Origin of the sequence: Streptomyces sp. PA03-1a (genome assembly GCF_033792805.1) — a bacterium.
GTDB lineage: Bacteria > Actinomycetota > Actinomycetes > Streptomycetales > Streptomycetaceae > Actinacidiphila.
Window position 1 is genome coordinate 1 of record NZ_JARAVO010000251.1, and the last position, 13541, is coordinate 13541.

The 13541-nt window shown below is 72.7% G+C and carries 9 protein-coding genes; 4 read left to right on the forward strand and 5 right to left on the reverse strand.

Annotation, left to right across the window (positions count from 1 at the left end; genetic code table 11):
* The 4 genes from PV341_RS37625 to PV341_RS37640 form a co-directional block, all read right to left on the reverse strand.
* On the reverse strand, positions 1-955 hold a 955-nt coding region (locus PV341_RS37625), incomplete at its 3' end, for a sensor histidine kinase (protein WP_500360160.1).
* Positions 952-1617 carry a response regulator gene (locus tag PV341_RS37630; protein WP_499514378.1) on the reverse strand — a complete coding sequence of 222 codons (666 nt, stop codon included), beginning with the start codon at positions 1615-1617 and terminating at the stop codon, positions 952-954. The genes PV341_RS37630 and PV341_RS37625, both read right to left, overlap by 4 nt.
* Positions 1618-1898: 281 nt before the next feature.
* On the reverse strand, positions 1899-2462 hold the full coding sequence (locus tag PV341_RS37635) for a HEAT repeat domain-containing protein (RefSeq protein WP_500360161.1): 564 nt from the start codon (positions 2460-2462) through the stop codon (positions 1899-1901).
* Positions 2463-2533: 71 nt separating this feature from the next.
* The gene (locus tag PV341_RS37640; protein WP_500360162.1) at positions 2534-4438 is read right to left on the reverse strand and encodes a Na+/H+ antiporter NhaA; all 1905 of its coding nucleotides are present in this window, start codon (positions 4436-4438) and stop codon (positions 2534-2536) included.
* Positions 4439-4706: 268 nt separating this feature from the next.
* Between PV341_RS37640 and PV341_RS37645 the strand changes: the two genes are divergently transcribed.
* The 4 genes from PV341_RS37645 (at position 4707) to PV341_RS37660 (ending at position 11141) form a co-directional block, all read left to right on the forward strand.
* Positions 4707-7331 carry a Pls/PosA family non-ribosomal peptide synthetase gene (locus PV341_RS37645; RefSeq protein ID WP_500360163.1) on the forward strand — a complete coding sequence of 875 codons (2625 nt, stop codon included), beginning with the start codon at positions 4707-4709 and terminating at the stop codon, positions 7329-7331.
* Positions 7332-7476: 145 nt separating this feature from the next.
* Positions 7477-9954, forward strand: a complete 2478-nt coding sequence (locus tag PV341_RS37650; RefSeq protein ID WP_500360164.1) for an ATP-dependent Clp protease ATP-binding subunit — start codon at positions 7477-7479, stop codon at positions 9952-9954.
* Between the two features lie 94 nt (positions 9955-10048).
* The gene (locus tag PV341_RS37655; RefSeq protein WP_500360165.1) at positions 10049-10468 is read left to right on the forward strand and encodes an SHOCT domain-containing protein; all 420 of its coding nucleotides are present in this window, start codon (positions 10049-10051) and stop codon (positions 10466-10468) included.
* Positions 10469-10529: 61 nt separating this feature from the next.
* Complete coding sequence (locus tag PV341_RS37660; protein ID WP_500329062.1) at positions 10530-11141, forward strand: HdeD family acid-resistance protein; 612 nt, start codon at positions 10530-10532, stop codon at positions 11139-11141.
* On the opposite strand, the gene PV341_RS37665 is transcribed toward PV341_RS37660, so the two are convergent.
* Entirely contained in the window at positions 11142-13448 is a 2307-nt protein-coding gene (locus PV341_RS37665; protein WP_500329061.1) for a SpoIIE family protein phosphatase, read from the reverse strand.
* Between the last annotated feature and the right edge of the window lie 93 nt (positions 13449-13541).

The following is a 13541-nucleotide window of genomic DNA, read 5'->3' on the forward strand; positions in this document are numbered from 1 at the left end:
GGGTGGGGGCGGTGTTGGTGACGGTGACCCGGACGGTGCCGTCCTGGCGGTGGATCCGGACCCGTGCGGAGGCCCCGGGCGCGTGCTTGCGCACATTGGTCAGCGCCTCCTGGACGGTGCGGTACACCGCGCGCTGCACCGTCGGCGGCAGCCCGTCCGGCAGGTCCGGCTGCAGCTCGGCCTCGATGCCGCTGCCGCTCACCAGCCGTTCCAGGTCCGCGAGGGAGGGCTGCGGGGTCAGTTCCGTGGGCCGGCCGCCGGCCGCGCGCAGCACGCTCACCATGTGCCGCAGCTCGTCCAGGGTCTGCACGCTCAGCCGCCGGATCGTCGCCGCGGCCTCCTTGACCTCGGCGTCCTGCGTGCCGACCTGGAGCGCCCCGGCCCGTACGGCGATCAGGCTGACCTGGTGGGAGACCACGTCGTGCATCTCCCGCGCGAGCTGGGCGCGTTCCTTGGCCAGTACGGTCTGCGCGGTGAGCAGCCGCTCGTGGTCACGGGCCTCCGAGATCTCGGTGAGCCGCAGCGACAGGTCCCGCCGGGCCTGCACGAGCTGGCCCAGGAAGACCGGTGCGGCGGCCGTCGCGGCGGTGTAGCTCAGGGTGATCAGGGTCGAGGGCTCGGACAGGTCGAACTTCGGCGCGGGCCACGGCGCCATGTCGGCGATCGTGAAGGCCAGCGCGCAGCCGGCCAGCAGCCACCGGCGCTGGGAGAGCGAGGCGAGGGTGTAGAGCGCGGCCAGCGTGGCGAAGGCGGCGTCCGAGACCAGCACGGCAGGCAGCGCCAGGACGAAGGTGATCAGCGGCAGACGCCGGCGCAGCATCAGGGCGACGGCGCCGCCGAGGGCGCACCCGAGGCGCACCGGCTCCTCCGGGTCGACGTTGACCCAGATGTCGAACAGCGCGACCGCGACGACGACGAGGTCCACCACCACGGGTGTCGGACGCCGGAACCTCATCCGCCCTCACCGTCCTGCGGCCGCTTGAGCAGCCCCGCGCGCTCCGCGAGCAGCGCGGCCTGCACCCGGCTGCCCACCTGCAGCTTGGTCAGGATGGCGCTCACATGGTCCTTCACCGTGCCCGTCCCCAGGTGCATCCGCCCGGCGATGTCCGCGTTCGACAGGCCCTCGGCGACCAGGAGGAGGACGGCGCGCTCGCGCTCGGTCAGCCGGGCCACGCCGCGGGCCGCCGACTCCTGCGGGCCCGCGCCAAGGTAGCCGTCCACGACCGTCCGGGTGACCTTGGACGACAGCACGGCGCCGCCGTCGGCCAGGGTTCGCACCAGGAAGGGCAGTTCCTCGGGGTCGGTGTCCTTCAGCAGGAAACCGGCCGCGCCCGAGCGGAGCGCCGTGGTCACGTACTCGTCCATGTCGAAGGTCGTCAGCATCGCCACCACCGGAGGCTGCGGCAGCCGACGGAGCCCGGCCAGGACGGTGAGCCCGTCCACGTCGGGCATCCTGATGTCCAGCAGGACGACGTCGGGCTGGGCGTCCTGCGCCGTACGGATCGCCTGCCCGCCGGGCACCGCACCCACGACCTCGATGTCGTCCGCCGCGTCGAGGATGCGCTGGAAGCCCGTACGGATCAGGGCCTCGTCGTCGACCACCAATACCCGGATCACGCGTGCTCCACTCGCCACCGGACCCCTGCCCGATTCCTACCACGCCGCGCGCCGTCCGGCAGGTCACCGGGCCGCGTCCGGCCAGGTGACGGGGAGCGCCGGTCGGGGGCGGGCGCGGTTCCGGACGACTGCCCGACGGGGTGCCGCGGGCGGTTTCCACAACCCTGGAGCACTGACCAACGTAACACCGGGTGCGCCGCGGGCCACTGCGCGCGCGGTCCGGCGGTGCCCGGCAGGTTCGTGTTCCCCCGTGCGCCGCCCCGGCCCTCCGGCCCGGCTGATCAACCGGCGTCGTCGCAGAGCAGCCCGGTCAGGACGTCGGCGGCCCGCGGATCGGTCCCGCAATGCCCGGTCAGCGCCCCCGCCACCGCGCGGCGGACGCCCTCGTCCGGGTCCGCGGCGGCCCGCGCGAGCCGTTCGACGTCGGACGCGTGCCGGACGTAGCCGAGCAGCCAGAACGCCGTCCGCCGCAGTTCCGGGTCCGGATCGAGGGTCCAGGGGAGCAGCAGCGCGCGGGCGGAGGCGGGGTCCTCCTCGGCGAGGCGGGTCAGCTGCGCCGTGAGGGAGTCCTGGTCGTCCCCGAGGTCCGGGGCGTGGGCGCGCAGCAGTGCCGGCAGCGAGGCACGGCCCGCCGTGTGCACGAGGATCCCGGCGAGTACGGCGCGTGCGTACCAGCCCCGCGCCTCCACCACGGCCGCGAGGTGGGCCTCCAGCGCCGGGACGAGGGCCGCGTCGCGGGCGGCGAGCACCCGCCCCTCCAGCACGTGGAGGGCGTCGAGGTCCGCGTCGGGGTCCGCCAGTCCGGTGGCGAGGGCCTCGAGGTCGGCGACCGCCGTCTCGTCCATGGGGCCCCCTCCCGGTTCGTGCTTGCGGTACCGGGAGCCTACGGGCCCGGTACGACAGTGCCCGCGGGGCGTCAGTGGTGGAGGGCCGCCTTCGCGCGCTCCAGCGCGCCGCGGACCCCGGCCGAGAGGCTCTCGATGTCGTACGCGCGGTAGTGACGGCGGCCGTTGATGAAGAACGTCGGGGTCCCCGACACATTGCTCAGGTCCGCGGACTCGGCGTCCTCGGCGACCCGGACCGCGACGGAGCGGGTCTCGACGTCGCGCCGGAAGCGCTCGATGTCGAGCCCGATCGCCGTGGCCAGCCGTTCGAGTCCCCGCGAGTCGAGCGACTGGGGGTGGGCGAAGATCTGGTCGTGCATCTCCCAGAAGCGGTCCTGCTCGGCGGCGGCCTCCGTGGCGCGGGCGGCCTGGACGGCGTGGGGGTGCACGTCGGCGAGCGGCAGGTGGCGCCACACGTAACGGACATCGCCGAAGTCGGCGAGCAGGTCGCGGATGACGGGCTCCGCCTCGCCGCAGTAGGGGCACTCGAAGTCGCCGTACTCGACGACGGTGACCAGGGCGTCGTGCGGGCCGCGGACGTGGTCGCGCTCCGGGTCCACGGGGACGGCCAGGTCCTCCAGTTGCTGCGACTTGCCGAGCAGCGCCCGCCGGCGCACCGCCCGGGGCAGCCGGTTCAGGACGAGCGTGACGCACCAGGTGAGCAGGAAGGAGAGGACCACCGCGGCGAGGATGCCGACCTTCGCCTCGGCGAGCCGTCCGCCCTGGAACGCGCGGTCCGCGATGAGGAGGGCGATGGTGAAGCCGATGCCGGAGATGGTGCCGCCGGCCGTCACCGCTCCCCAGCCGACCGCCGGGCGCAGCCGGCCGCGGCTGAGCCGGGTGGTCAGCGCGGAGGCGCCCACGATCCCGAGCGGTTTGCCCACCACGTACGCGACGACGATGCCGAGGGTGACGGGGGAGGTGAACGCGGCCGCCAACTGCCGTGCGTCGATGGTGATGCCGGCGTTGGCCAGGGCGAAGGCGGGGACGATGAGATAGCTGGTCCAGGGCCGGAAGAGCTCCTGCAGCCGGGAGTTGAGCGAGACCGACAGCGCCAGACCCCGCCGGGCGCTGCGCTCCAGTGCGGGTGTGGGCTGCTCCCTGAAACGCAGGTAGAGCGTGCTGGCCCGGCGCAGGTCGGCGCCGCGCGCCGGGTGATCGCAGGCCATGAGACCGAGCGCCAGCCCCGTCACGACCGGGTCCACCCCGGAGCCGAGCAGGGCGAACCACACCGCCACGCCGGTCAGCGCGTAGGCGGCGCCGCGGAACTCGCCGCAGGTCCGCACGATGGAGTTGGCCGCCCCGATCCCGACGGCGAAGAGGCCGATGGCGACGAACAGTTCGGGCCACGAGATGCCGCTGGTGTACGCGAACGCGATCACGGCGAGCGCGATGAAGTCGTCGACGACGGACGCGGTCAGGATGAACGCCCGGGTGGCCGCGGGGAGTCTGCGGCCCAGCAGGGCGTACATCCCGAGGGCGAACGCGGTGTCGGTGGAGATCACGGTGCCCCAGCCGCGCGCTTCGGGGGTGCCGTGGGTGAAGGCGAGGTAGAGGCCGAGCGGTACGAGCATCCCGGCGAGTCCGGCCATGGTCGGCAGGGTGATCCGGGTCCGCTCGCGGAACTCGCCGAGGTCGAACTCCCGGCGGGCCTCCAGGCCCACGATGAAGAAGAACAGCGTCATCAGCCCGCTGTTGATCCACTCCCGCAGGTCGAGCGACACCCCCCGTGAACCCAGCGTGAGCGACAGATGGGTGTGCCACACCGACTCGTAGTTGCCCGGCGCCAGGTTGGCCCAGGCCAGGGCGACGACCGTGGCGGCCAGCAGGAAACCGGCGCCCGCCGTCTCGGTGCGCAGGAACCGCAGGCGCGGAGTGGTCACGCCGGGGCGGCGCGGAGTCTGCCCCGTTGCCCGCAGTGACGAGAACGCGCTCACCCGCACATCGTGGCACGCGCCCGCGACGGTGGCCTGTCGCACGGGCCACGGGTCAGGACCGCGGCCCGGGCGGGGGTTCCGCGGCGCGCGCCCGCCCTACGCACGGTGACCGCTCCGGCGGCCGCGGGCCCGGCGGTTGGCGCCCCGGCGCCGGACGTTCGAGACTGCAAGGAGACGACTTCTTCCCGTACGGCCGGACAGGCGCCCACGACCCCTCGTGGCAGCGGGCCGCTGGGACGCGGATGGTCGTAGACCCTCAGGGGATCACATGGTGGACAAATCAGCCGAAGCCGGTCGGCGCGACCAGGATGAAGCTTCAGCCGCCGGAGGTGATCGTGCCGGTCCGCGGACCTGCACGGAAAGGATCCTCGCGGAGACCCTGGCCGGCGTCGTCCACGTCGAGCAGGTCCGCGTCGACAGCCACTTCTTCGAGGACCTGGGCGCCGACTCCCTGGTGATGGCCCACTTCTGCGCACGGCTGAGGAAACGGCCGGACGCGCCGTCGGTGTCGATGAAGGAGATCTACCGCCACCCCACCGTCCGCAGCCTGGCGGCCGCCCTCGAGGAGGCCGCACCGGCCGCCCCCGCCGCTTCCGCCGCGGCGCCCGCCCCCTCCGCGCCCGGTGTGAACGGGTACACCGGCGCCGACCCGTCGCGCGCCGCGGTGCCTCGGCCGGCGGTGGGCCCGCCGTCCGGCACCCCCCACTACGTGCTGTGCGCGACGCTGCAGTTGGCCTTCTTCGTGGCGTACTCCTTCGGGGCCGCGCTCGTCCTCACCAAGGGCGTGGACTGGATCGCCGGAGCCTCCGGCCTGGTCGACACCTACCTGCGGGCGATCGCCTTCGGCAGCATGACCTTCGTCGCGGTGTGCGTGCTCCCGATCGTCGCCAAGTGGGTGCTCGTCGGCCGGTGGCGGCCCCGGCAGATCCGCATCTGGAGCCTGTCCTACCTGCGCTTCTGGTGCGTCAAGACCCTCATCCGGTCGGATCCGCTGGTGTTCTTCCACGGGTCGCCGCTGTACACGCTCTACCTTCGGGCACTCGGCGCGAAGATCGGACGCCGGGTCACCGTCCTGTCACGGCGCGTGCCGGTCTGCACCGACCTGCTCACCATCGGCGACGACACGGTGATCCGCAAGGACGTGTTCTTCTCCTGTTACCGCGCCGAGTCCGGGGTGATCCGGAGCGGCCCCGTTACGCTCGGCAAGGACGTGCTGGTCGGCGAGGTGACGGTGATCGACATCGACACGGTCATGGGCGACGGCACCCAGCTCGGGCACGCCTCCTCGCTCCACGCCGGCCAGCGCGTCCCCGACGGCGAGCACTGGCACGGCTCCCCCGCCCAGCCCGCCGAGGTCGACTACCGGGCCGTCGGCCCGGCCCGCTGCGGCACCGCGCGCAGGGCGGGCTACTCCCTCTCGCAGCTGCTGGGAGCGGTCCTGGTCTACGTGCCGCTGGCCGTCGCCGGCTCGGTGCTGCTGTTCGCCGCCGTGCCGCAGTTCGCCTCGCTCCTGGAGCCGGACCCCAGGGCGCTGACGACCTGGTCGTTCTACTCCGACGCCCTGGTCACCTCGGTCGCCCTGTTCTTCGGCGCGGTGGTGCTCGGCCTGCTGTTCACGGTGACGGTCCCGCGCGTGCTGAACCGCGCCGTCCGGCCGGACACGGTCTACCCCCTGTTCGGCTTCCGGTACGGGATGCACCGGACCATCGGCTTCCTGACCAACCGGCGTTTCTTCAAGACCCTGTTCGGCGACAGCTCGGCCATCGTCCACTACCTCGGCGGCCTGGGCTACCGGCTCTCCCACGTGGAGCAGACCGGGTCGAACTTCGGCACGATCATGAAGCAGGACAACCCGTTCCTCAGCGCCGTCGGCCGGGGGACGATGGTGGCCGACGGGCTGTCGATCATCAACGCCGACTTCTCCAGTTCGTCCTTCTGCGTCTCGCGCGTCAGCATCGGGCCGCACAACTTCGTCGGCAACTACGTCGCCTACCCGTCGCAGGGCAGGACGGGGGACAATTGCCTCCTGGCGACCAAGGTCATGGTCCCGGTGGACGGGAAGGTGCGGGAGGGCGTCGGCCTGCTGGGCTCGCCCAGCTTCGAGATCCCGCGGTCCGTCCTGCGCGACAGCAAGTTCGACCACCTCAAGGACGGCGAGACCTTCCGGCGGCGCCTGGCGGCCAAGAACAAGCACAACGTCTCCACCATGGCGCTGCACCTGCTCGCGCGGTGGGTGTTCTTCTTCTGGGTGGCGCTCGTGGTGTCGGTGGCCGCGGACCTCTACGACGCGCTCGGGGTGTCGGTGATCGCGCTCGCCAACATCCTCACGCTCGCCTTCACGGTCGCCGACATGGTGCTGTCCGAACGCATCGCCACCGGCTTCCGCGGGCTGCGGCCGCTGTACTGCTCGATCTACGAACGCCCCTTCTGGCAGCACGAGCGGTACTGGAAGGTCACGAGCGTGAGCGAGGCGATCATGGTATTCAACGGCACGCCCTTCAAGAGCGTCATCTGGCGCTGGCTCGGCGTCCGGGTGGGCCGGCGGGTCTTCGACGACGGCTGCTACTTCCCGGAGCGTTCCCTGGTCGCCGTCGGGGACGAGTGCGTCCTCAACGAGGGCAGCCGCATCCAGTGCCACTCCCAGGAGGACGGGACCTTCAAGTCCGACCACAGCGCCCTCGGGGCCGGCTGCACGCTCGGCGTCGGCGCCCTCGTGCACTACGGGGTGACGATGGGCGACGAGGCGGTCCTCGCGCCGGACTCCTTCCTGATGAAGGGCGAGGAGATGCCGCCGGGGGCCCACTGGGCCGGCAACCCCGCCCGGGAGATGCCGGACGTGCTGCCGGTGCCCCCGGCGCACCGCGACGCCGCGACCGCGGCCCGGACCGGCTGAGCGGCGGCGCCGCGCCGCGTCCGGTGACCGGCCGGGACCCCCGGTGGCACGCGCGTCCGATCGGGCCAACACTGGTGGAGTACGGGCAAATCGACTACGGCGGGCGCCACTCAGCCGTTGTGGGCCCGCCGGACGGGTGGGCAAGGTGACGACTTCCCCCTTCGGGTCCGGCGACCCGTTCTCCGACCTCTTCAACCGCTTCTTCGGGATGAGTCCCGCGGCATCGCCGCCCGCGGTCCAGCGCGTCCCCATCGGGCGCCTGCTCAGCGACTCCTCGAACGAACTGCTGGCGGCCGCCGCGAGCCGGGCGGCCGCCGACGGCGCCGACCTCGACACCGAGCACCTGCTGTGGGCGGCCACCCGCGTACCTGCGGGCAGGCAGCTGCTGGAGCAGGCGGGTGTGGACCCCGACCGGCTGGCCGAGGACGTGGGCGCGATCCTGCCCTCGGGCACCGGCAGCGGGGAGCCGGCGCTGACCCCGGCGGCGAAACGCGCCCTGCTCGCCGCCCATGCGCGCTCCCAGGCCTCCGGCGCCTCCTACATCGGCCCGGAGCACATCCTCGCCGCGCTCGCGGACGACCCCCGCTCCGGCCTCGAGATGCGCTCCGAGGGCGCCGATCCCACGGCCCTGGCCGGAAAGGGCGGCGGCCCCCGGTCCGCGCCGACCGACACCCCGACCCTGGACGAGTACGGCCGGGACCTCACCGAGGAGGCGCGCGCCGGACGGCTGGACCCGGTGATCGGCCGGGGCGAGGAGATCGAGCAGACCGTCGAGGTGCTGTCCCGGCGGACGAAGAACAACCCCGTGCTCATCGGTGAACCCGGCGTCGGCAAGACCGCCATCGTCGAGGGCCTCGCGCAGCGCGTCGTGGCCGGCGAGGTGCCCAGGACGCTCCGGGACCGCAGGGTGGTCGGCCTCGACCTGGCCGGACTCGTGGCCGGCTCCAAGTACCGGGGCGAGTTCGAGGAACGCCTGAAGAAGGTGATCGACGAGGTCACCGCGGCGAAGAGCAGCGTCATCCTGTTCATCGACGAACTCCACACCGTCGTCGGCGCCGGGGCGGGCGGCGAGGGCGCCATGGACGCGGGGAACATCCTCAAACCCGCCCTGGCCCGCGGCGACCTGAGCGTGGTCGGCGCCACCACCATCGACGAGTACCGCAGGTACATCGAGAAGGACGCCGCCCTCGAGCGCCGCTTCCAGCCCGTGATGGTCCCCGAGCCCTCCGTCGACGAGACGGTCGAGATTCTGCGCGGGCTGCGCGACTCCTACGAGGCGCACCACCAGGTGCGTTACACCGACGAGGCACTGGACGCCGCGGCCGCCCTGTCCGACCGGTACGTCAGCGACCGCTTCCTGCCCGACAAGGCGATCGACCTCATGGACCAGGCCGGCGCCCGCGTGGGCCTGCGCTCCCTGGGCGGCCCGGGCCCGTCCGACGAGCTGGAGGAGCGCCTCACCAAGCTCCGCCGCGAGAAGGACGAGGCCGTCAGCACCGAGGACTTCGAACGCGCCGGCGGCCTCAAGGAGCGGATCCGGGAGCTGGAGAACGAACGCGCCGCGGTCACCGCGGAACGGGAACAGCCCCCCGGCGTCACGGCCGAGGACATCGCCGAGGTGCTGTCCGCGCGCACCGGCATCCCCGTCTCCCAGCTGAACGAGACCGAACGCGAGCGGCTGATGAAGCTGGAGGAGGACCTCCACCGGCGGGTGATCGGCCAGGACGAGGCGGTCGACGCCGTCGCCCAGGCCGTGCGCCGCGGCCGCGCCGGCATGGGCGACCCCGACCGGCCCACCGGCAGCTTCCTCTTCCTCGGACCGACCGGCGTCGGCAAGACGGAACTCGCCAAGGCGCTCGCCGAGCTCCTCTTCGGCGACCCCGAACGCATGATCCGCTTCGACATGAGCGAGTTCCAGGAGAAGCACACCGTCTCCCGGCTCGTCGGCTCCCCGCCCGGCTACGTCGGGTACGAGGAGGCCGGGCAGCTCACCGAGGCGGTGCGCCGCAAGCCGTACAGCGTCGTGCTGTTCGACGAGGTCGAGAAGGCCCACCCGGACGTCTTCAACCTGCTGCTGCAGGTGCTGGACGACGGGCGCCTCACCGACGCCCAGGGCCGCACGGTGGACTTCCGGAACACCGTGGTCATCATGACCAGCAACATCGCCTCCAAGCACATCCTCGACCACGAAGGGGCCGTCGACGACATCAGGGACGACCTGATGGCCGAGCTCCAGGCGCATTTCCGGCCCGAGTTCCTCAACCGCATCGACGAGATCATCGTCTTCCACGCGCTGACCCGGTCGGACCTCGTGCAGATCGTCGACCTCCTGCTGGAGCGCAGCCGCCGCAGGCTCCACGCCCAGCAGGTCGGCCTCGAGGTCACCCAGGCCGCCAAGGAGTGGCTGGCCGACCGGGGCTACCAACCGGAGTTCGGGGCGCGGCCGTTGCGCCGCACCATCCAGACCGAACTCGACAACAGGCTCTCCAACATGCTGCTCGACGGCACCATCAACCCCGGGGACACGGTCGTCGCCGACGTCAAGGACGGGCAGCTGTCCCTCGGCCTCAAGGAGGGCGAACCGCGGGAGCCGGCCAAGGAGGCGGCGGCGTCGGACGGTTGACCCCGGCCCACCGCGCAGCTTCACGGGCGGGCATCCGCCACGGGCCCGCGCCCTCCCCGGAACCGCACGGGGCGGGCGCCAGGAGGAGACGGAAATGACCGGTCACATGTACCTGGCCTACGACTACCCGGTCCTGGGCGCGTTCTGGACGATGATGTGGATCTTCCTGTGGGTGATCTGGATCTTCCTCATCGTCCGCGTCGTGATGGACGTCTTCCGCGACGACACCATGAACGGATGGGCCAAGGCGGCCTGGCTGCTCTTCGTGCTCGTCCTCCCCTTCATCGGGATCCTCGCCTACCTCCTCTTCCGCGGCTCGGGCATGGGCAAGCGCGAGGCGGAGCAGGCGCGCACCCGCCAGAAGGCGTTCGACGACTACATCCGCGAGACCGCGGGCGGCGCCGGCACGGCGACGGGCGGGGTCGACGCGCTCGCCAAGCTCTCGGAGCTCAAGGCCAGGGGCGACCTGACCGAGGAGGAGTTCCAGCGCTTCAAGGAGAAGGTCCTGCACTGAGCCGTCCCAGCCCTTCGTCCCGCGGCGGCGTCCGCCGCCGCGGGCACCGCCGGGAGACACGATGAACGCACCGTACGGACACGCCACGACGCAAGGGCCGGCCGACCCCGACGAGGTGCTCGGCAAGCTGGGGGGCTCCTGGGGATGGTCCCTGGGCTTCGGCCTCGCGACGCTCGTGGCGGGGGTGACCGTGCTCGTCTGGCCGGACGAGACGCTGCACGTGCTGGCGGTCGTCATCGGCCTGTACCTGCTGGTCACGGGGGTCTTCCACTTCGTCACGGCGTTCTCCCGCCGGGACGGCGGCAGTAGGGTGACGGCGGTGATCGTCGCGGTGGTCGCCGTGCTCGCGGGGGTGCTGTGCCTGCGGCACCCGCTGCAGACCGCCGCCGTGCTCTCCCTCGTCCTCGGCGCCTACTGGCTGGTGTCCGGCCTGCTCGTGGGCTTCATCGCCGTCGCGGGACGGGACATGCCGCACCGGGGCATGGCCTTCGCCGTGGCCGCGCTCGGCGTCGTCGCGGGGATCGTCGTGCTCGCCTTCCCCGTGCAGTCGGCGGTCGCACTGGCCCGGCTGGTCGGGCTGTGGCTCGTGCTGCTCGGCCTGGCCGAGGTGGCGGCGGCGCTCGCCTTGCGCTCCCTCGCGAAACGGTCGGCGCCCGCACCTCCGCACGTGTGATCAGGGCCCCGCGCCGTCGTAGGCGGCCCGTAGGGGCGGGACCGGGGTCTGCAGGGACTGTTCGGCCCAGATGGTCTTGCCCTCGCCGTGGTAGCGGGTGCCCCACTGGTCGGCGCAGCGGGAGACGATGAACAGGCCGCGCCCGCTCTCGTCCAGGGTGCGGGCGTGCTTCAAGTGAGGCGCGCTGGCTCCCGCGTCGCTGACCTCGCAGGTCAGCGTGGCGTCCAGCACGAGCCGCAGTTGCAGGGGAGGGGCCCCGTACCGCACCGCGTTGCCGACCAGTTCGCTGACGATCAGCTCCGTGGTGAAGGCCGTCTCCTCGTCGACCCCCCACTGCGCCAGCCGGCGCCGCGCCAACGACCGCGCGATGGGCGCCGCCTCCGCGTCGCTGGGCAGCGGGCAGGTCAGCACCCGGTCGCCGGGGAACCCCCGGGTGCGGGCGAACAGCATGAGCAGGTCCCCGGGCTGGCTGCCGTTCCTGATGGCGTACGCGAAGGCGTCGCTCAGCTCCTGCAGCGGGCCCCGGCCGTACCGCTCCAGCAGGCCGTGCAGCGTTCCCGAGCCCGGGTGGAGCAGGTCCGTCAGCGGGGAGGTGCCGAACAGCAGGGTGGTGTGCTCGGGGAGCGCGACCGTGGCGGCGGAGAAAGGGGTGTTGCTCGTCTCCGCCAGCAGCGGACCGGCAGAGACGGACAGCGACTCGATCGCGCCGTCGGGGAAGACGGCGATCGGCTGCGGGTGGCCCGCGAGGGCGATCGTGCAGGTGAGGTCGAGCGGGTCGTAGACGGCGATGACGCACTCCGCGGTCAGCGGCTCGCGGTGCAGGGGGTCCCCGGCCGGCAGCGCCGCCCGCTCCTCGGCCAGCCGGGTCGCCGTGTCGCTCAGCCGGGCCAGCAGTTCCTCGGGCTGCAGGTCGAGCGCGGCCAGGGAGTGGATCACCGTACGCAACTGCCCCATGGTGGTGGCGGCCTCGACGCCCCGCCCCTTGACGTCACCGGCGACCAGCGCCGTCCGTGCCCCGGGCAGCGGGATCACGTCGAACCACGCCCCTCCGCCCTCCACGCCCGGCAGGTGGAGGTGGGACGTCTCCAGCGCGATCCGCGGCGCCGGCCGCTGCGGCAGCAGCCGGCGCTGCACGGTCGCGGCGATGGTGCGCTCGCGGGTGAAGCGCCGGGCGTTCTCGATGCACAGCGCCGCGTGGGTGCACACGTCCAGCGCCAGCCTGACGTCCTCCTCGTCGAAGAGGTCCTCGTCCTCGTGCCGGTAGAAGCTGACCAGGCCCAGCGCCTCACCGCGCACCGCCAGCGGCGCCACGATCAGCGAGTGCACGTTCTGCCGGCGGATCGCGTCGGCCCGGGCGGGGTCCGCCGCCAGCCACATGCTGTTCTCGTCCACGTGGATGAGCCGCGGCTGCAGATCGGCCAGCACGCGGGCGAACGGGGTGCCGTAGGGCAGGTGCCGGACGTCCCCCACGGGGTACGCCGAGATCTTCCCGCGGTAGGCGGCCCTGCGCAGCGGCACGTCGCGGTCGACGGGGACCAGCGGCGGCACCTCGCCGCGCACGACGTCCTCCACCACCTCCACCACCACGATCCCGGCGAACGCCGGGACCACCGTCTCCGCGAGCTCCTCGCAGACCGCGACGACGTCCAGCCGCTGCCCCACCCGCTCGCGCACCGCGTCCAGGACGGCCATCCGCCGGCGGCTCGTCTGCCGCTCGGTGACGTCGGAGGCCGCGGCCACCAGCCCCAGCACCTCGCCATGCGGGCCCTCCAGACGGAAGACGGACGTGAGGTACATGCGCCGGTGCGGCCGGCCCTCGCCCAGTGCGCCGCGCACCAGGCGGTTCACCACCGGCTCGCCGGTCTCCAGCACCCGCCGGGCGACCTCCTCCTCCGTCACCGGGTCGTCCAGCTGGAACACCTCGCTGAAGTGCCGCCCGGGGCTGAGCGCGGCATCGTGCAGCGCCCGCGTCGCGCTGTTCATCCGCACCAGGCGCAACTGGTCGTCGAGGACGTGCAGACCCACCGGGGCCTGCGAGAACATCACCTTCAGCAGCGCCATGTCCCGCACCCCGAGGGCGTCGCCGCCCGCGCGTACCTCCCACATCACGCAGGCACCGCGCAGGAGCGGCCTGACCAGCAGCTCGCTCTGGCCCAGGGCTGATCCGGGCGCGCGGACGAGGTCGGCGACGGGCCGTCCCACGGCCCGGTCGGCGGGCAGGCCGAACAGCTCCTCGGCCTTGGGCCGCCACTCGGCCACCCGCCCGTCCTCGTCGACGAGCAGGAGCACGTCACCGCCACCCGCCATCCGCACGCACCTCCCACCTCACCCTCTCCCACCCCACCAGACCCCCCTCAAAACCGTAATCCGCCTTTTGCTTTAAAAAAAAAAAAAAAAAAA

Bases quoted from the DNA above. Each gene is read 5' to 3' on its own strand.
- PV341_RS37635 (WP_500360161.1), bottom strand. From the start codon at position 2,462: ATGGACGAGACGGCGGTCGCCGACCTCGAGGCCCTCGCCACCGGACTG.
- PV341_RS37645 (WP_500360163.1), top strand. From the start codon at position 4,707: ATGGTGGACAAATCAGCCGAAGCCGGTCGGCGCGACCAGGATGAAGCT.
- PV341_RS37655 (WP_500360165.1), top strand. From the start codon at position 10,049: ATGACCGGTCACATGTACCTGGCCTACGACTACCCGGTCCTGGGCGCG.
- PV341_RS37660 (WP_500329062.1), top strand. From the start codon at position 10,530: ATGAACGCACCGTACGGACACGCCACGACGCAAGGGCCGGCCGACCCC.
- PV341_RS37665 (WP_500329061.1), bottom strand. From the start codon at position 13,448: ATGGCGGGTGGCGGTGACGTGCTCCTGCTCGTCGACGAGGACGGGCGG.